General features: G+C 76.3%; 16 protein-coding genes and 1 pseudogene. 6 read left to right on the plus strand and 11 right to left on the minus strand.

The genetic code is table 11. The features are described 5' to 3' along the window. Nucleotides 1-282: pseudogene (locus ABTZ17_RS12385) on the minus strand (fasciclin domain-containing protein); the annotation flags it as partial. Between the two features lie 539 nt (nucleotides 283-821). On the opposite strand from ABTZ17_RS12385, the gene sigK reads away from it, so the two are divergent. Continuing rightward, complete coding sequence (sigK, locus tag ABTZ17_RS12390; RefSeq protein ID WP_352195516.1) at nucleotides 822-1,451, plus strand: ECF RNA polymerase sigma factor SigK; 630 nt, start codon at nucleotides 822-824, stop codon at nucleotides 1,449-1,451. Then, nucleotides 1,448-2,206: an anti-sigma factor gene (locus ABTZ17_RS12395; protein ID WP_352195517.1), complete on the plus strand. Its 759-nt coding sequence runs from the start codon at nucleotides 1,448-1,450 to the stop codon at nucleotides 2,204-2,206. The genes sigK and ABTZ17_RS12395 overlap by 4 nt, the downstream gene beginning before the upstream one ends. A gap of 123 nt (nucleotides 2,207-2,329) precedes the next feature. Here the strand turns inward: ABTZ17_RS12395 and ABTZ17_RS12400 are convergent, their stop codons facing one another. The 4 genes from ABTZ17_RS12400 to ABTZ17_RS12415 form a co-directional block, all read right to left on the minus strand. Further along, nucleotides 2,330-3,238 carry an alpha/beta fold hydrolase gene (locus tag ABTZ17_RS12400; protein WP_352195518.1) on the minus strand — a complete coding sequence of 303 codons (909 nt, stop codon included), beginning with the start codon at nucleotides 3,236-3,238 and terminating at the stop codon, nucleotides 2,330-2,332. Continuing rightward, nucleotides 3,235-4,092, minus strand: coding sequence for a class I SAM-dependent methyltransferase (locus ABTZ17_RS12405; protein ID WP_352195519.1), 858 nt, complete (start codon nucleotides 4,090-4,092; stop codon nucleotides 3,235-3,237). The genes ABTZ17_RS12400 and ABTZ17_RS12405 overlap by 4 nt, the downstream gene beginning before the upstream one ends. A gap of 134 nt (nucleotides 4,093-4,226) precedes the next feature. After that, on the minus strand, nucleotides 4,227-5,765 hold the full coding sequence (locus tag ABTZ17_RS12410) for an FAD-dependent monooxygenase (RefSeq protein ID WP_502994653.1): 1,539 nt from the start codon (nucleotides 5,763-5,765) through the stop codon (nucleotides 4,227-4,229). A 388-nt stretch (nucleotides 5,766-6,153) separates the two neighbouring features. Beyond that, on the minus strand, nucleotides 6,154-6,882 hold the full coding sequence (locus tag ABTZ17_RS12415; RefSeq protein WP_352195521.1) for a PepSY domain-containing protein: 729 nt from the start codon (nucleotides 6,880-6,882) through the stop codon (nucleotides 6,154-6,156). A 135-nt stretch (nucleotides 6,883-7,017) separates the two neighbouring features. Here ABTZ17_RS12415 and ABTZ17_RS12420 point away from each other — a divergent pair, with 135 nt between their 5' ends. Both ABTZ17_RS12420 and ABTZ17_RS12425 read left to right on the plus strand, forming a co-directional pair. Further along, entirely contained in the window at nucleotides 7,018-7,683 is a 666-nt protein-coding gene (locus tag ABTZ17_RS12420; protein WP_352195522.1) for a response regulator transcription factor, read from the plus strand. Continuing rightward, nucleotides 7,680-9,401, plus strand: coding sequence for a sensor histidine kinase (locus ABTZ17_RS12425; RefSeq protein WP_352195523.1), 1,722 nt, complete (start codon nucleotides 7,680-7,682; stop codon nucleotides 9,399-9,401). The genes ABTZ17_RS12420 and ABTZ17_RS12425 overlap by 4 nt, the downstream gene beginning before the upstream one ends. Nucleotides 9,402-9,469: 68 nt before the next feature. Here ABTZ17_RS12425 and ABTZ17_RS12430 read toward each other — a convergent pair whose 3' ends face one another. Next, nucleotides 9,470-10,171 (minus strand): GNAT family N-acetyltransferase, encoded by a 702-nt coding sequence (locus ABTZ17_RS12430; RefSeq protein ID WP_352195524.1) that lies wholly within the window; start codon nucleotides 10,169-10,171, stop codon nucleotides 9,470-9,472. A gap of 296 nt (nucleotides 10,172-10,467) precedes the next feature. After that, complete coding sequence (locus tag ABTZ17_RS12435) at nucleotides 10,468-11,607, minus strand: AI-2E family transporter (RefSeq protein WP_352195525.1); 1,140 nt, start codon at nucleotides 11,605-11,607, stop codon at nucleotides 10,468-10,470. A gap of 328 nt (nucleotides 11,608-11,935) precedes the next feature. Here ABTZ17_RS12435 and ABTZ17_RS12440 point away from each other — a divergent pair, with 328 nt between their 5' ends. Then, on the plus strand, nucleotides 11,936-14,590 hold the full coding sequence (locus ABTZ17_RS12440) for an ATP-binding protein (protein WP_352195526.1): 2,655 nt from the start codon (nucleotides 11,936-11,938) through the stop codon (nucleotides 14,588-14,590). A gap of 48 nt (nucleotides 14,591-14,638) precedes the next feature. Here ABTZ17_RS12440 and ABTZ17_RS12445 read toward each other — a convergent pair whose 3' ends face one another. The 3 genes from ABTZ17_RS12445 to ABTZ17_RS12455 form a co-directional block, all read right to left on the minus strand. After that, nucleotides 14,639-14,878: a DUF8825 domain-containing protein gene (locus ABTZ17_RS12445; RefSeq protein ID WP_352195527.1), complete on the minus strand. Its 240-nt coding sequence runs from the start codon at nucleotides 14,876-14,878 to the stop codon at nucleotides 14,639-14,641. Between the two features lie 92 nt (nucleotides 14,879-14,970). After that, nucleotides 14,971-15,138, minus strand: coding sequence for a hypothetical protein (locus tag ABTZ17_RS12450; RefSeq protein WP_352195528.1), 168 nt, complete (start codon nucleotides 15,136-15,138; stop codon nucleotides 14,971-14,973). 30 nt (nucleotides 15,139-15,168) lie between these two features. After that, nucleotides 15,169-15,456: a hypothetical protein gene (locus ABTZ17_RS12455; RefSeq protein WP_352195529.1), complete on the minus strand. Its 288-nt coding sequence runs from the start codon at nucleotides 15,454-15,456 to the stop codon at nucleotides 15,169-15,171. Between the two features lie 186 nt (nucleotides 15,457-15,642). Between ABTZ17_RS12455 and ABTZ17_RS12460 the strand changes: the two genes are divergently transcribed. Continuing rightward, nucleotides 15,643-16,026, plus strand: coding sequence for a VOC family protein (locus ABTZ17_RS12460; RefSeq protein WP_352195530.1), 384 nt, complete (start codon nucleotides 15,643-15,645; stop codon nucleotides 16,024-16,026). A gap of 37 nt (nucleotides 16,027-16,063) precedes the next feature. Here the strand turns inward: ABTZ17_RS12460 and ABTZ17_RS12465 are convergent, their stop codons facing one another. Continuing rightward, the gene (locus ABTZ17_RS12465) at nucleotides 16,064-16,732 is read right to left on the minus strand and encodes a GNAT family N-acetyltransferase (protein WP_352195531.1); all 669 of its coding nucleotides are present in this window, start codon (nucleotides 16,730-16,732) and stop codon (nucleotides 16,064-16,066) included. Nucleotides 16,733-17,476: the final 744 nt, after the last annotated feature.

Here is a 17,476-nt window from a genome sequence, read left to right on the forward strand (position 1 = left end):
CAGGGCCGGGTTGTTCGAGGCGGCCGTGGCGACGGGGTCCTTGGCCATGCCGTCGAAGGAACCGGCACCCTCCTTCGGCACGCCCGCACAGGCCGGGCCGAAGGGCGCGTCGGAGTCGGTCATGGAGGCGGTCGGCGTGGCCGCCGCGGGCTCCCCGGCCGCCGCCGTGCCCGCGGCCTTCGTGTCCCCGTCGGAGCTGGAGCAGGCGGCCAGGGACAGGGGCAGCAGGGCCGCGGCGGCCACGGCGACGGCGGTGCGGCGGATGCGCTGGTTGCTGTTCATGAGAGGTGCTCCTCGGAGGGTTCGTACGGGTCGTGCCGTGCTGTGCGTTTTCTGCTGTGCGTGCTGTTCTCGCGTGTCGTTCGGGGCCGGTCCACGTCACCGGGGGGAGGGGAACGCGCTGCGGGAGGCGCTCACACAGAAGGTTCGGCACCGACCGCCCGACGGATGGGCGGATCACTCCATCGAGTGAGGCGAGATCAGAAATTCGCAGGTCAGAGCGGTGCTCCGGGTGTGGAGAACGGGCACCGGGTCCCTCTGCGCCGACCCGACCCGGCCGCTCCCTACCCCACCACACCCCCCTCCCGGGCCCCGGCACCCGAACGGGCGGCCGAAAGACGCGACACGCCCCCATCCGCACGCCCGTCCGCTACGAAGACACCAGCAGATCCACCAGGGATCTGCGGCCGGACCGCCCTCGTGGGGTTCCGGCCGTCGGAACGGACAAGGACCGCCATGCGATGGACACGCCCCCGCCGGCCGACCGCCCCCCGCCCCCGCTCCGCCTGGTCGGCGGAGCTCGGGCAGCAGGGTCACGGCCGGTGAGCCGTCCGCAGCCGCAGGGCCCTGACCCCGCCCGGGGCCCCGCCGCGGATCCCGGCGGCCCGAACGCCGGGGACGGGGGGCGGGCCGCGCTGGCGGAGACCATGGAGCGGGTCGCGCGCGGCGACCAGGAGGCGTTCTCCGGGTTGTACGACGCGCTCGCCCCGCTCGTCTTCGGGATCGTGCTGCGAGTGGTCCGGGACCGGGCCCAGTCCGAGGAGGTCACGCAGGAAGTGATGATCGACCTGTGGCGGCAGGCCGCCCGCTACCGGCCGGAGTCCGGCAGCGTCGGCACCTGGGCCGCCACGATCGCCCACCGGCGGGCCGTGGACAGGGTGCGTTCGGCGCAGGCCGCCGCCGACCGGGAGCAGGCGCAGGCGGCCCGGGAGCATCGCACGGCCTTCGACGAGGTGGCCGAGCAGGTGGAGACCCGGCTGGAGAGCGAGCAGGTACGGCGCTGCCTGCGCGGGCTGACCGAGCTGCAACGGCAGGCCGTGACCCTCGCCTACTACGGGGGCCTGACCTACCGTGAGGTGGCGGAGGCACTGAGGACCCCGCTGCCGACCGTGAAGACCCGACTGCGCGACGGACTGATCCGGCTGCGCGACTGCATGGGGGTGACCGCATGAGACAACACCGCTCCACGACGGACGCGCACGCCCTCGCCGCGGCCTACGCCCTGGACGCCCTCGACCCCGACGAGCGCGAGGAGTTCGAGGCGCACCTGGCGGGCTGCGAGGAGTGCCGCCGCGAGACGGACGGCTTCCGGGCCACGGCCGCCCGGCTGGCGGCCGCCGCCTCCCAGCCCCCGCCCGCCGCGCTGAGGGAACGCACGCTGGCCGAGGTGCGCGGAGTGCGGCAGTTGCCGCCGCGGGTACCGGCCTCCCCCGGTCGGTCCGCCTTCCTGGCGGGGCTCCGCAGGCGGGTCGTACCGCTGGCGCTGGCCGCGAGCCTGGTGGCGGCGGCCGCCTTCGCGGGGGTGGCGGCCTGGCAGGCCCAGCAGGGCAGCGAGTACGAGCGGCAGGCGCAGCGGGCCGAGCAGCAGTTGGGCGCGATCAGCGCGGTGTTGGCGGCCCCCGACGCGCAGACCGTGCACGGCCGGGCCTCGAACGGCGCGATCACCACCGTGGTGGCCTCCGCCCGGCAGGACACGGCGGTGTTCACGGCCTCCGGGCTGCCCGCGCCGGGCGCGGGGAAGACGTACCAGCTGTGGCTGGACCACGCCGGACGGATGGTCCCGGCGGGGCTCATCGGACAGGACGGCACGGTCCTGCTCGAAGGCCGCACCACGGGTGCCGAAGCGGTGGGCCTGACCCTGGAACCGGCGGCGGGCTCCCCCGCCCCGACCACGGAACCGCTGCTGCTGATGCGCATGCCGGCCTGACCGGGCGGGTTCCGGGGTGGGGGGCGTACGGGGTGGGGAGGGGACGCGTGGGCCGCACCCCCGCTCCGCACCCCCGTCCCCCCGTGCCTAGGCCCGCTGTCCTCTGTCCTCTGTTCTCCTCGCTCAGCCGGGCGGGGCGGCGAGACGCAGGATCTCCTCCGCCACCGCACCGGGCGCGGTGAGGGGCAACATGTGGTCCCCGTGGCCGACCGTGACGTGGCGGCCCCGCGACGCGAGGCCGGCGCGGTGGGCGTGCGAGGCGGTGGCCGCGGCCCGGACCTTGTGGCCCATGCCGACCGAGGTCCGTCCGGCGGAGACCACGGTGAGCGGGATGCCGGGCAGCTCGGGCGGATGGTGCAGCAGGCCCGTCAGGTCCGGTACCACGGAGGCGAGTTCGGCGGCACGGGTGCGCATGGCGGCGGGGGTGAACCCTTCGCGGCGCATGTCGGCGGCCGCGTCCGGGGGCAGCGCGGCCAGCAGCCCCCGGTAGGCGTGGGCGAGGAGTCCCGCGCGGGCCAGGGCGGCGCTCGCACGTTGCCCGAAGCGTTCCTGGCGGCGCATCGCCGGGCTGAAGACGAGGTCGCAGGTCTCCTCCGTGGGGTCCAGCAGGACCACGCCCGCGATCCGTTCGGGCCGGGCCGCGGCCGCCAGACGGACGACCGGGCCGCCCCAGCTGTGGCCGGCGAGGACGTACGGTCGGGGTCCGAGGTGGGCGAGGAGGTCGCCGAGGTCGGCGGCGAGCCGGGCGAGGGTGCGCGGGGCCGGGTCGGGGGCGCTGCTGCCCAGGCCGCTGCGGTCGTAGACCACGGTGGTGACGAACGGGGCCAGGCGTTCCTGGACCGGGGCCCAGTAGGAGCGGCTGCAGGCGAGCCCGCCCTCCAGGACCACGGTGGGCCGGTCGGCGGCCTCCGCGGGGCCGGGCCGGAGCAGGTGGTGGAGGGTGCGGCCGTCGCGGGTCGGGGCCCGGCCCGGTTCGCCCTGACTGGGCGCGGGCGTGGTGCCGGGCGCCGGTGCCGGTGCGGGGCCGGTCACCGGACGGCGGGGGCGTCGCCGGTGGCGCGCAGGTGGGCGGTGGCGTAGGGGCGGGCGCCGAGGGTGAGGGCGCGGAAGAGACCGGCGGCGGCCCGGTGTGCGGTGCTGATGCGTTCCATCACCCCGTGCTCGGCGAGGAGTTCCCAGCCGGGGGTGGTGGCGGCGAGGGCCCGGCCGTCGCGGGCGCCGGAGCGGAAGTGCGCCCCGGTGGCGCGGGTGATGGGGTGGCGGCCGCTGAGGGCGATGCGGGGGTGGAAGTAGTCGGCGACGAGCTCGGTGCCGGGTCCGAAGGCGGCGCGGCAGTCGTCGAGGAAGGACCGCAGGCCCTCGGGTTCCAGGTACATCAGCACGCCCTCGGTGAGGACGAGCACGGGGCGCCCGGCGGCCTCGCGGGCGGGTCCGAAGCTCCAGCCGGGCGCGGTCAGGCTGCCCTCGTAGACGTGGACGCGGTCCGCGGGCAGGAGTTCGCGGCGCAGCCGGACGACCTCGGGGAGGTCCACGCCCAGCCAGCGGATCGTGCCGGGGGTACGGGAGGCCAGCCGGTCGGCGCGGGTGTCCGGGCCGATCCCGGCGGAGAGCACCACGCCGTCGGGGTGGTGGGCGGCGAACGCGGCGGTGAGTTCGTCGAAGACGACGGCGCGGTGGACCGCGCCGGCGGCGTTGCTGCGGTCGGTGAGCACCTCGGGGGCCCGGAATCCGGTCTCTTCGATGAGGCGGGTGGCGAGGGGGTCCCGGAAGGCGGTGCCCGGGACGAGTTCGGCGGCGCGGGCGCGGCCGTACAGCGGGGTGAGCAGGGTCGCGCTGACCCCGCTGAGCCCGTGCGCGGGGGCGCCGTCCGAAGGATCGGCAACCATGAACTTAGGTAAGCCTAAATTTACTTGGCGGGTCAAGTCCCCACGGGCCCCGCGCCGCCGGCGCGACCGGGGCGGACCCGGGACCGCCCCGACAGTGCGGGGCGGTCCCGGGCGGGGACCGGCCGGCCCCCGGATCAGCCGGCCGTCGGCGCCTCGCCCTCCGTACCCGTACCCGCATCCGCATTTGTTCCCGGCTCCGTCTCCGCGCCGAACCAGCGGCCGAGGGCGGTGCGCAGCTCCTGCGGATCGCGGCCGGCCCAGGCCACGTACCCGTCGGGACGGAGCAGGACGGCGATGTCGGAACCGGGAGCATCGGCGCCGGGGGTGTCGGTCCGGTGGGCGCCGGCACCGGTGCCGTCCGCGCCGACGGGACCCGGCACGGCGACGGATTCCCCCGGCTCCACGGTGTCCGTCACGAGGTCGACGCGGTCCGCCCAACCCCCGGCGGACAGGGTGCCGGTGGGGTCGAGGAGCAGGCCGCGGCCCGCGTGCGTCAGCCCGTAGAGCCGGCCGTGCTCCTTGAGGGGGAGGTCGCGCAGGCGGCGCCCGACGAGCGGGTGCGCGTCCGCGCCGAAGTCGTAGCGGATGCCGATGCCGGTCAGCTTCTCGATGAGCCGGCGGTTGACCTCCTCGATGTCCGCGAGCTCCGCCAACAGCCGCCGCACCGCCTGCTGTCCGGGTTCGGTGGACATGAGGGCGATCTGGGCGCGGGTGTTGTCGAGGACGGCGGCTGCCACCGGGTGGCGCTCGGCGTGGTAGGTGTCCAGGAGCCCTTCGGGGGCCCGGCCGGTGACGGCGGCGGCCAGTTTCCAGCCGAGGTTGAAGGCGTCCTGGATGCCGAGGTTGAGGCCCTGCCCGCCGGTGGGCGGGTGAATGTGCGCGGCGTCCCCCGCGAGCAGCACCCGTCCGCTGCGGTAGCGCTCGGCGAGGCGGGTGGCGTCGCCGAAGCGGGAGAGCCAGCTCGGCGAGTGCACCCCGAAGTCGGTGCCCGCGTGGGCCCGCAGCTGCTGCCGGAACTCCTCCATGGTGGTCGGGACCGACCGGTCCTCCGCCACGCCCTCGGCGGGCACGATGACCCGGAACCGCCCCTCGCCCAGGGGCATCGCGCCGAACCGCAGGTGGGTCTTGCGGACCTCCGCGGTGACGGCGGCCAGCTCCTCGGGGCTCGCGGTCAGCTCCATCTCGCCGATGAGCGTCTCCACGCGGGAGGGCTCGCCGGGGAAGTCGATGCCGCAGAGCCTGCGGACGGTGCTGCGCCCGCCGTCGCAGCCCGCCAGGTAGCGGGCCCGCAGCCGGGTGCCGTCGGCGAGCACGGCGGTGACCCCGTCGGCGTCCTGCTCCAGCCCCGCCAGCTCGGCGCCCCGGCGGAGCTCCGTGCCCAGGCCGACGGCGTGCTCGGTGAGGAGCCGCTCGACGAGGGGCTGGCGGATCCCGAGGACGTACGAGTGGGCGGTGTCCAGGCCCTCCGGCCAGGAGGTGCCGAGCCCCGCGAAGAACCCGCCGACGCGAAACTGCTGCCCGAGCTCCAGGAAGCCGTCCAGCAGCCCCCGCTGGTCCATGATCTCGATGCTGCGGACGTGCAACCCGAGCGCCCGCACCACGGGGCTCGGCTCGGCGTCCCGTTCCAGGAGGAGCACGCGCACCCCGTGCAGCCGCAGCTCGGCGGCCAGCATCAGCCCGGTCGGCCCGCCGCCCACCACGATCACGTCGGCGTCGAACCCTGCCCCGGCCCCGGCCCCCGCGGCGGTGCCGGTCGGCGTCGGCGCGGACATCGGCCTAGGCGTAGGCGTAGGCGTCACGCTGTCGGTCAAGAGGATCCCCCATCGTCCACGCGGCAAGGCGGCCCGAACCGGACTTCTCACACTTACCGCATGTTTTCTTCCGTTTCCGGCTTCGTCCGCAGATTGTGCAGCAGCAAGGGGGCCTTGCCGCAAGGCCCCCCGTGCGCTATAAGTTGAGAGTGGCAAGGAGTCGAAGACTTCCTTGCCCTTCTTGTTTTCCGCCCCGTTTCACGCCCCTGCGGGCGCCTTCAGGCCGCCGCTCAGCGCGGTCGGGCGCGGCTCAGTCGCGGTCGGGGTTCGGGGTGAGGGTGGCCGTGGTGGGATGGACGTGCCAGTCGGCGGGGGTGCCGGTCGCGGTGACGGTGTCGACCTCCCAGGCCGGGCCGCGGCGGTCGTCGTCGCCGTGCTCGTCCAGGTCCACCGAGGTCACGTAGCCCTTCGCGGCCGCGGTGGCGGCGGCCTGCCGGGCGTCGACGCGGGCGTCCTTCAGGGCGCGGCGGGCCTCCTCGTGATCGTCGTCCCCGTCCTTCTTCTCCGTGTGCAGGACGCGCCCGGTGGCGGGGTCGACGTGGACGGTGTGGACGGTGGTGCCGCGCGGGTCGAGGATCTCGACCTCCCAGCCGCGGTCGTCGCGGTCGTCGTCCCCGTCGTCGTCCCTGCCCCCGGCTCCGTCGTCGTCCAGTTCGGCGGAGACGGCCGTGCCCGGGCGGGCCTTGAGGGCGGCGTCGATGGCCTGGACGGCGGTCAGCCGGCCGTCCCCGACCGCGGTCACCCGACCGGCTCCGGCGGCCGCGCCGGCCACCGCCCCCTGCACGGACCCGCCGAGGCCGGCGGATCCGCTGCCCCCGGCCGTTCCCGTTCCCGCGCTCGTTCCGGTGCCCACGGCGGTCGTGCGGGGCCCGTCGTCCGCGCCGTCGCCGCCCGCCGCGGCGAAGGCCGCCGCCGTGCCGCCGCCCGCGAGGACCGCCGCGACCGCCGCGGCGAGCAGGACCTTGCGCTTCTTCGTCATGGGGATTCCCTCCGTCGGTACGTGCGGCCCGGCTGTCCGGCCGCTGCGACGGGACCAAACCTGCCCGGCGGATGCTGAAGCGGGGCTGAAGGAGCCTGAAGAACCCTTCAGCTTCGCCCTGGGATGCTGGACCGCATGCGCCTGCTGATCGTCGAGGACGAACGCCGACTCGCCCTGTCCCTGGCCAAGGGCCTGCGGGCCGAGGGCTTCGCCGTGGACGTGGTCCACGACGGCCTGGAGGGCCTGCACCTCGCCGCCACCGAGGGCTACGACCTGGTGGTCCTCGACATCATGCTCCCCGGGATGAACGGCTACCGGGTCTGCGCGGCCCTGCGCGCCGCCGGGCACGAGGTGCCGATCCTGATGCTCACGGCGAAGGACGGCGAGTACGACGAGGCCGAGGGCCTGGACACCGGCGCCGACGACTACCTGACGAAACCCTTCTCGTACGTGGTCCTGGTGGCGCGGATCCGCGCCCTGCTGCGGCGCGGGGGAGGCGGCCGGCCCTCGCCGGTGATCACCGCGGGCCCGCTCCGGATGGACACCGCGGCCCGCCGGGTCTCCTTGGACGGGACGGAGGTCCAGCTCGCCGCGAAGGAGTTCGCGGTCCTGGAACAACTGGCGGTCCACGCGGGAGAGGTGGTGTCCAAGGCCGAGATCCTCGAACACGTCTGGGACTTCGCCTACGAGGGCGATCCGAACATCGTCGAGGTGTACGTGCGCACCCTGCGGCGGAAACTCGGCGCGGAGCTGATCCTCACCGTGCGCGGGGCCGGATACCGGCTGGAGGTGCCCCGATGAGCCGCGAGGACGACCGTCCGGAGGCGGGGAAGCCCGACGGACGGGGGCCCGCCGGACAGCAGGCCGGCGAACGGAAGTCCACCGGACGGAAGCCCGGTGAACGGAAGCCAGGCGGACGGAAGCCCGGCGGACGGAAGCGCTTCGGGTCGGTTCGGGCGCGGGCCACGCTCGCGGCGACCGCGGTGGTGGCGGTGACGCTGGTGGCGGCGGGCATCGCCGTGCTGCTCTCGCTCCGCGCCAACCTGGCCGGACAGGCGGACGCGCAGGCCGACACCGCGGCCCGGCGGGTGGCCGCGCAGATCGCCGCCGGCACCCCTCTCGGGCGGCTGGACCTGCCGGACGGCGAGGAGCACCCGGTTCAGGTGGTGGACGAGGACGGGCGGGTGCTCGCGGTGAGCGAGGGGCTGGAGTCGATCAGCGGGACGGGTGTGGCGGGCGTACGCCCGGAGTCGACCGGACAGCGGGGTGGCGTCGCCCCCGACGACGCGGGCGATGACGACGGCAGCGACGACGGCACCGGCCGCGACGGGGGTGACGACGACGCCGGTGGCGACGCGGCCGACGACGACCCGCGGGCCGGGGAGATCGGCGAGGCCGCCTGGCACGGCTCGGGCCGGGCCACGGTGGACGGGGACTCGGCGGCCTACCGGTTCTCCCGGGTGGAGGCCACCGACCCCCGGGACACGACCGTCCTGGTCTACGCGGGAGCGCCCGCAGGGGTGCAGCGGGAGGCCGTGCTGAGCGCGGGCACGGCGATGCTCGCCGGTCTGCCGGTGCTGCTGGCCGTGGTGGCCGGGGCGACCTGGCTGGTGACCCGGCGCGCCTTGCGCCCGGTGGAGGACATCCGGCGGGAGATGGCCGCGATCACGGCCTCGGAGGACCTGGGCCGGCGGGTTCCGGAGCCGGACACGGGGGACGAGGTGGCGCGGCTGGCGCGGACCACCAACGAGACCCTGACCGCGTTGGAGAGCTCGGTGGCCCGGCAGCGCGGCTTCGTCGCGGACGCCTCCCACGAGCTGCGCAGCCCGATCGCGAGCCTGCGCACCCAGCTGGAGGTGGCCGTGGCCCACCCGGAGCTGCTGGACCTGCCGGGCGCCGTGGAGGACACCGTACGGCTCCAGCAGCTCGCCGCCGACCTGCTCCTGCTGGCCCGTCTGGACGCGGGCGAACGCCCCGCCGGCACGGTGGTGGACCTGGGCGAACTCCTCCGCGCCGAGGCGGCTTCGGCGGCCGGGGCCGGGAGCGGGGCCGATGCCGAGGCGGGCGCCGGGGCCGGGGATTCCCTCGGCGGTGGCGCGGTGCGGATCCGGATCGAGCCGGCGGCGGGCGCGAGGGCCGGGGCGGACGGGGTGGACGAGGCCGAGGCCACACGGGTGACCGGCTCGCGGAGCCTGCTGTCCCGCGTGATCGGGAACCTCCTCGACAACGCGCGGCGGCACGCGGACGGCTCCGTGACCGCCACGGTCCGGCCGGGCCCGGGCGGACGGGTCGTGCTGACGGTGGACGACGACGGAGCCGGGGTGCCGGAGGCGGACCGGGAGCGGGTCTTCGAACGGTTCGTGCGGCTGGACGAGGCCCGGAGCCGGGACGAGGGCGGGGCGGGCCTCGGCCTGGCCATCGCCCGCGACGTGGCCCGCCGCCACGGCGGCGACCTGACCGTCTCCACCGCCCCCACGGGCGGCGCCCGCTTCACCCTGACCCTCCCGGCCGCGGACTGAGCGGGCCGCGCCCCGGCCACCGGCGGTCACCGATCGGCGGGGGCGGACCGCGGGGACGCCGTCGGCTTTCAGGCGGTGGTGCCGGCGGCGCGGGCGGTGTGCCCGGTCCTCGGCCACGTGCCGAGGCCGGTGCCTCGGGCGTCCGACAGCCGCCGGGTGAGGCGGGCCCGCACGTCGGGCCAGTCGGCGCGGGTGATGGAGTACAGGGCCGAGTCGCGGACCCCGCCGTCCGCGGCCAGGAAGTGGGCCCGCCGAATCCCCTCGTGGACCGCCCCGATCCCCTCGATGGCGGCGCGGGAGCGGGTGTTGCGGGCGTCGGCGTGCAGGGAGATGCGGTGCACGTCCCACTGTTCGAAGGCGAGGGAGAGCAGGAGCAGTTTGGTCTCGGTGTTGACGCCCGTGCGCTGGGCGGCCGGTGTCAGCCAGGTGGAGCCGATCTGCCCGGCGTCGGGTATGCCGTCGGGATTGACGTGCCCGGGGCGCGGCGGCCACACGCCGGCGTGCCAGTGCTCCAGGTCGCGCAGGCGGCTGGTCCCGACGATCTCCCCGTCACCGGCACGGACCACGGTGTACGTGACGGCCTGGTGGGTCTCGGCGTCCCGACGGGCGCGCTCGACGTACCGGTCCACGGCGGGCGCGTCCGCGGGCACATAGGTGTAGGTGAAGGTGCTGCGATCGACGGTGGCCGCGCGCAGCAGGCCAGGGGCGTGCGCACGGGTCATCGGCTCCAGGCGGACCAGGCGTCCGTGGAGCGTGGGAGCTTCGGGCATGTCGTCATGATCGCATCAAGGACCTCACCGTCTGACGACCTGTCGGTTTCCGGTCGATGACCGATACGCGTCGCCAGGGGCCGAGCTCGACCCGGGCCCGACCTCGACCCGGCGCAGGCCCGGTCCCGGTCCCGCACTCGCCGGCCGCAGCTCGATCGCGGCGCTTCGACCTCGCCGACCAGCGCTCCGGACAGCGCGCCGACCACCGCTCCGGACGCCGCTCCGGACGCCGCTCCGGACAGGGCTCCGGACGCCGCTCCGGCAGGCTGTCCACCGGTCCGGGCCGAAGATCGCTTTCAGGCCGGGGTGGAGGGGGCGGACCCGGGGGCGGGACCGCCCGGGGCGGGGCCGGGCCCGGTGGCCGGCGAGGGCGGTGGCCCCGGGGCGGGAGCCGAGGTCGGGCCGGGGGTGGTGCCCGCCTGGCGGGCCGTGCGGAGGGCGGTGTGCGCGGACCAGACGGCCGAGACCAGGGGGACCGCGACCACGGCGCCGACCACGCCGGCCGCCGTCGCCCCCGCGACCACCGAGACAGCGACCACCAGCGGATGCAGCCGGACCGCCCAGCTCATGACGAGCGGGTGCAGCAGGTGCCCCTCGATCTGCCCGATGACGACGATCAGCGCCACGACCACGCCGGCCGTCAGGGGCCCCTTCGCGGCCAGCGCCACCACCGCCGCCACGGCCAGGGCGACCGGCGAGCCGACCAGCGGGACGAAGGCCGCGAAGAACTCCAGCAGGGCCAGCGGCACCGGCAGGGGGACGCCCAGCAGCCACAGGGCCACCCCGACGAGGACGGCGTTGGTCGCGGCGACCAGCAGGATGCCGTGCGTGTAGCCGGTGAAGGTGCTCCAGGCGGCCCGGCCGGCGAGGTCCCAGCGCGCCCGGAACCGCTCGGGGAGCTGCGCGCAGAACCAGGCCCACTGCCGGTCCCCCGCGTGTAGGAAGAACACGGAGGCGAAGACGGCCAGCGCGAGCACCGCCAGCACGTGCACGAGCTGTCCGGCGCCGCTCAGGGCCCGGCTGACGAGGGTGGAGCGGTGGCTGGAGAGGAACTCGCCGATCCGGGACTGGACGTTGCCCAGGGCGTCCGGGTCCAGGTGGAAGGGCGGCTGCCGCAGCCAGTCCTCGATGTGGTCCACGCCCTCCCGGAACTCGCGGGCGAGGGTGGTGCTCTGACCCGCCACCACCTCCCCGACCAGCGCCAGCCCGCCCAGGACCAGCGCGATCGTGCCGACGAGGGTGACGCCGACGGCCACGCCCCGGGGCAGACCGCGGGCCACCAGGTCGGTGACGGGGCGCAGCACGGCGGTGGCGATGAGGCCGAGGAACAGCGCCACCCCGATCTCGTGGAACCGGCCGAGCAGGGCGAAGACCACGTACACGCCGAGTCCGACGACCAGCAGCCGCCAGGTGTAGGCGGCGGCGGTGCGCAGCATCGGGGACACGTGGGGCGCCGGGGGTGCCGGGGGTGCCTGTGACGCCGGTGGGGCGGGGGGCTGGGGCTCCATGGGGACGAGGTACCACCGGGGGCGGGGTCGGCCACGCGGGTGGGACCAGGTTCGCCCGACAGAGGTTCGGGGGTGGCGCCCTCGGCGGGCCGCGCCGCGTGCTCCCCCGGCCACCACCGGGAGGGGCGGGGCCGGCCCCGCGGGCGTTCGAGGCGCGGGGGTACGGGGCCGGAGTCCTCGGAGGGGCGCGCCGGCGGCTGCCCGGAGCGGGGCCCGCGTGGCATCGGGGCCCTCACCCGGGGGGCACAATCGCCGCGTGCGCGCACCGATCCCGTCCATGGACAACACCTTCGTGGGGCGTTCCGCCGAGCTGGCGGAGCTGCTGCCCCTGCTGGGCGAGCCACGTTTGGTCACCCTCACCGGCCCCGGCGGGGTCGGCAAGAGTCGCCTGGCCGCACGGTTGGCCGCCCCCCTTCCGGGTGAATCGGAGGCGACGGGGGCGCCCACGGTGTTCTGGGCGGCGCTCTGGCCGACCCGGGACGCCCGGCTCCTCGCCAGTGCGGTCGCGGAGGCCGCCGGGCTGACGGACCACACCGCGCGGCAGCCACTGCGGGCCCTCGGCGAGTGGATCGGCGACCGCCGGGCCCTGCTCGTCCTCGACACCTGCGAGCACCTCGTGGAGGCGTGCGCCGATCTGGTCGCCGCCCTGCTGGCCGCCTGCCCGGCGCTGACCGTGCTGGCCACCAGCAGGGAGCCGTTGGGCCTGCCCGGGGAGCACGTGCACCGGCTCGCTCCGCTGCCCACGGGCACGGACGCCCTCACCCTGTTCCTGGACCGGGCCGCGACGGCGGGCGCGCTGCCGGCCGGGCGGGCCGAGCTGGCCCTCGCCGCCGCGGTCTGCCGTCGGCTGGAGGGGATCCCGCTCGCGCTCGAACTGGCCGCGGCCCAACTGCCGGACCGACCCGTCCGCGCCCTCGCGGAACTGCTCGGCGACCGCCTCGCCCTGACCGATCCGCTCACCACGTCCGGCGCTCCCGCCTCCACGGCCCGGGTCGCTCCGGTCGCTCCGGTCGCTCCGGTCGCTGCGATCGATTCCCGGAGTCCGGTCGCTCCGGTCGCTTCGGTCGCTCCCGGGCGGGTGAGAGGCGGCTCCGTACCGCCGCCGATTGACCCCTCCGTGACCTTTGGTCCGGTTTCGTCCACCCGGTCCGGATCCGTGGAGACTCCGTTCCCTCCCGAAGGTTCGGTCGCTTCGGTCGCTCCGGTCGCTCGGATCGATTCCCGGGGTTCGGTCGCTCCGGTCGCTTCGGTCGCTGTCTCCGGCTCCGGAGCCGGACCCGGGACCGGACCCGGGACCGGAGCCGGGCACGGTTCCCGACCCGGAGCCGGCTCCGTGGGCGACGGCCTCGGCGCCCGCCCCACCCTTCCGGAACGGGCTCCGAGGGTGCCGCCCCAGGCCCCCGCCGTCGACGCCCGGATGCCCGGACCGTCCCGGCCGGGGGTGCTACGGGCCACGATCGGGTGGAGCCACCAACTGTGCACGCCCGCGGAGCGACTGCTGTGGGCCCGGATGTCGGTGTTCCGCTCGGACGCGGGGGCCGCGGTGCTGCGGGCGGTCTGCGGCGGCGGCCCGCTGGACGGGCCGGCGCTGGGGGCGGCCCTCGCCGGCCTGTGCCGCAAGTCCGTGGTCGTACCGCTGCCCGGCGGGCGCTACCGGATGCTGGACACCGTCCGCGAGTACGGGGAGCTGTGGCTGACCGGCCTCGGCGAGGGCGAGGCGGAGCGGCTGGCGCGCCGTCATGCCGCGTACGTCCTGGGGGTGGTCCGCGCCGCGGAGCGCGGCTGGTTCGGGCCGGGGCAGGCCGAGACGTACCGGGGGATCGCCGAGACGCACGCCGACGTCTGCGCGGCCCTGGACCACTTGGCGCTCACCGAGCCGGCCCAGGCCCTCGAACTGGCGGCGCTCGTGGGCTTCTTCTGGGCCTGCTGCGGCCACCTCCACGAAGCGGGCCACTACCTGGAGGAACTGCTGCTCGCCTGCCCCGACGCGCCCGTGTCCGTACAGGCCCGCGCGCACTGGGCGTTGGGGGTGGTCCGGGCCCTCCAGGGGGACTTCGACGCGGCGGACGCGCTGTCCGGGGACAGCCTGATGTTCGCCGAGTTCTCCGGGGAGGCGGACCGGCTGCTGGACGCGGCCTACCTGGACGGGATCCTGCTGCTGCTCCAAGGGCGACCGAACGAGGCCGGGGCCCGCTGCGCCCGCGCCCTGGCCGGCCCGGCCCTGCCGCCCGCCCGGCACGGCGGGGCCGGCCCGGACGCGAACCCGCCGCGCGGCCCGGTGCCGGAGGACCGGCACCTGGAGTCCGACCCCGCGCCCGGCCAGCGTTCCGGCGGTAGCGGGTTCCTCTGGGGCGAGGCCCCCGTACCGGCGCACCCGCCCGCGCGCTGGGGTTCCGCGGGCGCTCGCGTCCGCTGCCGGCTCGTCGTCGTCTTCGCGCTGACGGCGGCGGGCCGCGCCGAGGAGGCGAGGGCGGCGGCGGAGCGGCTCCGCGCGGGGTGCGTGCGGCGCGGGGAGTCCTGGACCCGCGCCTACCTGGACCACCAGCTGGCCCTGGACGACCTGCTGGCCGGTCGGTCCGTGGAGGCCGCGGCCAGCGCCCGCCGGATGATCGCGGGCAAGCAGGCGCTCGGGGACTCCTTCGGGGTGGCCCTGGGGCTGGACCTGCTCTCCGCCGCCCTGGCCGCCCAAGGTCGGGCCGAGGCCTCCGCGCGGGTGGCGGGCGCCGCCTCGACCTGCTGGCAGACCGTGGGCCACCCGCAGCGGGGCACCCCCGAACTCGGCCCGCTGCGGGCGACGGCCGAGCGCTCGGGCCGTGCCCTGATCGGGGACCGCTCCTGGGAGCTGGCCTTCGACACCGGCGCCCTGCGCGACCCGGTCGCGGCGGTGCGCGGCATCCTGATCGCCCCCTGAGCCCGGTGCGGGCCCCGGGGGTCGTCCCGCCCGGGGTCTCGCCGGCGCTCAGGCCGCCGTGGTCCAGCCCAGGCGGCGGGCCTGGCGGCTGAGCTCGGCGAGCTGCCCCTGGGAACCGCCCGGGGTCCGCCAGTAGGGGTGGGCGCTGACCTCGGCGGAGAGCCGGATCAGGCGTCGTCGCAGCAGGGTGTTCCCGGCGCCGGGGGGCTGTCGGGCCAGCTCCTGGTAGGTGGCCAGCCGGGCGGCCTGGAGGCGTACCAGGTCTTCGGGGAAGCGGAGCGCGGTCATCCCCTTATTGGAGCACGTGTTCGATTTCCTCCGCCAGTCCGACCTGCCTAGGTCGCCCGCCGCACATCCGTCCACCCCCTCAGCCCCGCGCCTCAGGCCCGTTCGGCCGTCGGGGGCGCGGAGCGGAGGGCGGGCCGGACCGATCCGCCGCACACCACGGCGACGTACAGCGCGGCCGTCGTGGCCAGGAGGCCGAACACGGTGTCCGGACCCGGTTCCCGGGCCACCACGTGGGACAGCGCGGCGCCCGCGATGGCCACCTGTCCGAAGGCGACGACCGCGAACCAGCCCTAGGCGAGCACGCGGGGCGCCCGCTCCCGGACCCGGTCCACCGCCAGCAGGGCGGCGGCACCGGCCAGGGCCGCGATCACGGCCGCGGAGAGGAGGTGCGGTCCGGCCCCGCCGAGGGCGGCTTCCTCGGTGTGGTCCAGTTCCCCCGTGTCCGGGGGCAGGAGCGTGAACGCCAGCTCCATCAAGCCCAGGTAGGCCGCCTCCAGCAGCAGGAGGGCCGCCGCCGGGCGCCGGGCGGTCCGCCGGGCGGTCCGCCGGGCGGTCCGCCGGGCGGTCAAGGACTTCATGGGTCTCTCCTCATCGGACGACCCTGTTCATGATCCAAAGGCCGCGCTTGCGCGCATTGAAGCACGTCACGGAAGCACGCCACGGAAGCACGCCACGGTACGGGCCCCGACCGAAGGGGCCGGTGGCTCCCGGTGGTTCCGGCGGGTTCGTCGCGGGCGGGACTCCCCGGGAGGTCTACTGGAGCCATGGCATGCCGCATCAGTGAACTGGTCATCGACTGCGCCGACCCGGAGCGCCTCGCCGGCTTCTGGAGCGGGGTCCTGGGGTACGTGGAACTGGGCAGGGAGGAGGACGGCAGCATCGAGATCGGGCCGCCGGAGGCCGGGTTCGGGGGGCCGCAGCCCACGCTGATCCTGAGCCCGAGCGACGACCCCCGCACCGGGAAGCTCCGCCTCCACATCGACGTGAGCCCGACGGACCGTGATCAGGCCGCCGAGTGGGAGCGGCTGCGCGCCCTCGGCGCCGTACCCGCCGACATCGGGCAGACCGGCACCGAACGGTGGCACGTCCTGGCCGACCCCGAGGGCAACGAGTTCTGCCTGCTCCGGACCCGTATCGCCGCCGTCTGAGCCAGGGCGGCCCGTTCCCCGGGGCGCGGGGAGCGCGTCAGCCCGCCGGGGTCGGGGCCGGCGCCTGGTCCGGGGTGGGGGCGCGTTCGGCGAGCGGCAGGGGGAGGAGCAGGGCGTGCGCGAGGGGGGCGCCCGGGGTCCAGGCCCGGTGTTCGCCGAGGGTGGTCCAACCCCAGGACTCGTACAGCGCGCGCATCAGGGGGCGGGCCTGGTCCACGAGCAGGGTGGCGCGCTCCTCGTTGCGCACGTCGAGCAGGGCGTCGTGGAGGAGGCGGCCCGTACCGAACCGGCGCCAGGCCGCCCGTACCACCAGCTCGTCGAGGACGTACGTGCGCCCGCCGGGCTCCTCCGCGAGCGCGGCGGGCACGTTGCTCAGCAGGCCCCGCCACCAGGGGTCGCCCGCGGGCAGGGGCGCCCCGTGCGCGTAGCCGACCGGTTCCTCCCCGTCGTAGGCGATGACGCAGCTCCAGCCGGGCCGGGCCATCCGGGCGTCGAGGGTCCGGGCGTAGCGCTCCACCGCGCCGAAGGGGTCCTCCGCGCCCGGCTCCCCGGTGCCGCTCCCGCCTGCCTGACCGGCGGAAGTCCCCCCGGTACCGCCTCCCCCCGCGCCGTGGGCGTGGACCTCGGCGTGCACGTCGAGGAGTTGCCACCGCAGGTCCGGCGAGTGTTCGCGGCCGTAGTGGCGGAAGACCAGACCGGTGCTCACATGGGCTCCAGTGCGCTCGGGGTGTGACGGAGTCCGTCACAGCCGGGACGGGGATGAGGGTGGGGGGGTGGTGGGGGTGGGGTGGACGGGGCAGGGCGGATCACGCGGAGGGAACGGGCCCGGGAGTGGGGTGGGGCGGGCCGGCCCGGGCGCCCGTGGTGGTCGTACGGGTACGCGGACGGGCGCGTCCGCGTGAGGATGGGGCGCCGTCCGGGTGGGGAGGAGGGCCGCGGGCCCCGTACGACGGTCAGCCGTGCGGGTACGCGGCCCCGGTCCCCCGCCCGGACCAGGGACAGCCGCCCGGCCGGGGGCGGTCGCCGGACCACGGGCGGTCGCCGAGACGGGGACGACCTCCGGAACGGGGACGACGACCGGGAGAGGCGTCGGGCCGACACCCGTGGTGGGGGCCGGGCACGGGAGGAGACCCGGCGTCGGGACGGAACGGGGGCCGTGACCGGGGCCTTACGGCCGGACCGGGGCGGGGGCGCAGGCGGGGCGAGGCGACGGCACGGGGGGTCGCCCCCTGCGGTCGCGGTCGCGGCGGCGTGGTCGTATCCACGCGGTCCTCCCCCTCGGTACCGTTCCGGGCAAACCTGCCCGGGGCGGCTGAAGATCTGTTCCAGGGTCAGAAAGTAATCCCTACCCGGGCGGAACACCGCGCCCCGGACCCGACGCGGACCGCCCCTCCCCCGAGCCCGGAAGCCCCCCGGCGCCCCGACGGGACCGGCCCGCAGAACGGCCGGC

The sequence above is a fragment of the Streptomyces sp. NPDC097619 genome (assembly GCF_040302735.1).
GTDB lineage: Bacteria > Actinomycetota > Actinomycetes > Streptomycetales > Streptomycetaceae > Streptomyces.

What these genes read in the sequence shown, in the direction of transcription:
- ABTZ17_RS12430 (WP_352195524.1), bottom strand. Translation starts at nt 10,171, where the DNA reads ATGCCCGAAGCTCCCACGCTCCACGGACGCCTGGTCCGCCTGGAGCCG.
- ABTZ17_RS12460 (WP_352195530.1), top strand. Translation starts at nt 15,643, where the DNA reads ATGGCATGCCGCATCAGTGAACTGGTCATCGACTGCGCCGACCCGGAG.
- ABTZ17_RS12410 (WP_502994653.1), bottom strand. Translation starts at nt 5,765, where the DNA reads ATGCTGGCCGCCGAGCTGCGGCTGCACGGGGTGCGCGTGCTCCTCCTG.
- ABTZ17_RS12425 (WP_352195523.1), top strand. Translation starts at nt 7,680, where the DNA reads ATGAGCCGCGAGGACGACCGTCCGGAGGCGGGGAAGCCCGACGGACGG.
- ABTZ17_RS12435 (WP_352195525.1), bottom strand. Translation starts at nt 11,607, where the DNA reads ATGCTGCGCACCGCCGCCGCCTACACCTGGCGGCTGCTGGTCGTCGGA.
- ABTZ17_RS12405 (WP_352195519.1), bottom strand. Translation starts at nt 4,092, where the DNA reads ATGGTTGCCGATCCTTCGGACGGCGCCCCCGCGCACGGGCTCAGCGGG.
- ABTZ17_RS12455 (WP_352195529.1), bottom strand. Translation starts at nt 15,456, where the DNA reads ATGAAGTCCTTGACCGCCCGGCGGACCGCCCGGCGGACCGCCCGGCGG.
- ABTZ17_RS12395 (WP_352195517.1), top strand. Translation starts at nt 1,448, where the DNA reads ATGAGACAACACCGCTCCACGACGGACGCGCACGCCCTCGCCGCGGCC.
- ABTZ17_RS12420 (WP_352195522.1), top strand. Translation starts at nt 7,018, where the DNA reads ATGCGCCTGCTGATCGTCGAGGACGAACGCCGACTCGCCCTGTCCCTG.
- ABTZ17_RS12445 (WP_352195527.1), bottom strand. Translation starts at nt 14,878, where the DNA reads ATGACCGCGCTCCGCTTCCCCGAAGACCTGGTACGCCTCCAGGCCGCC.
- ABTZ17_RS12415 (WP_352195521.1), bottom strand. Translation starts at nt 6,882, where the DNA reads ATGACGAAGAAGCGCAAGGTCCTGCTCGCCGCGGCGGTCGCGGCGGTC.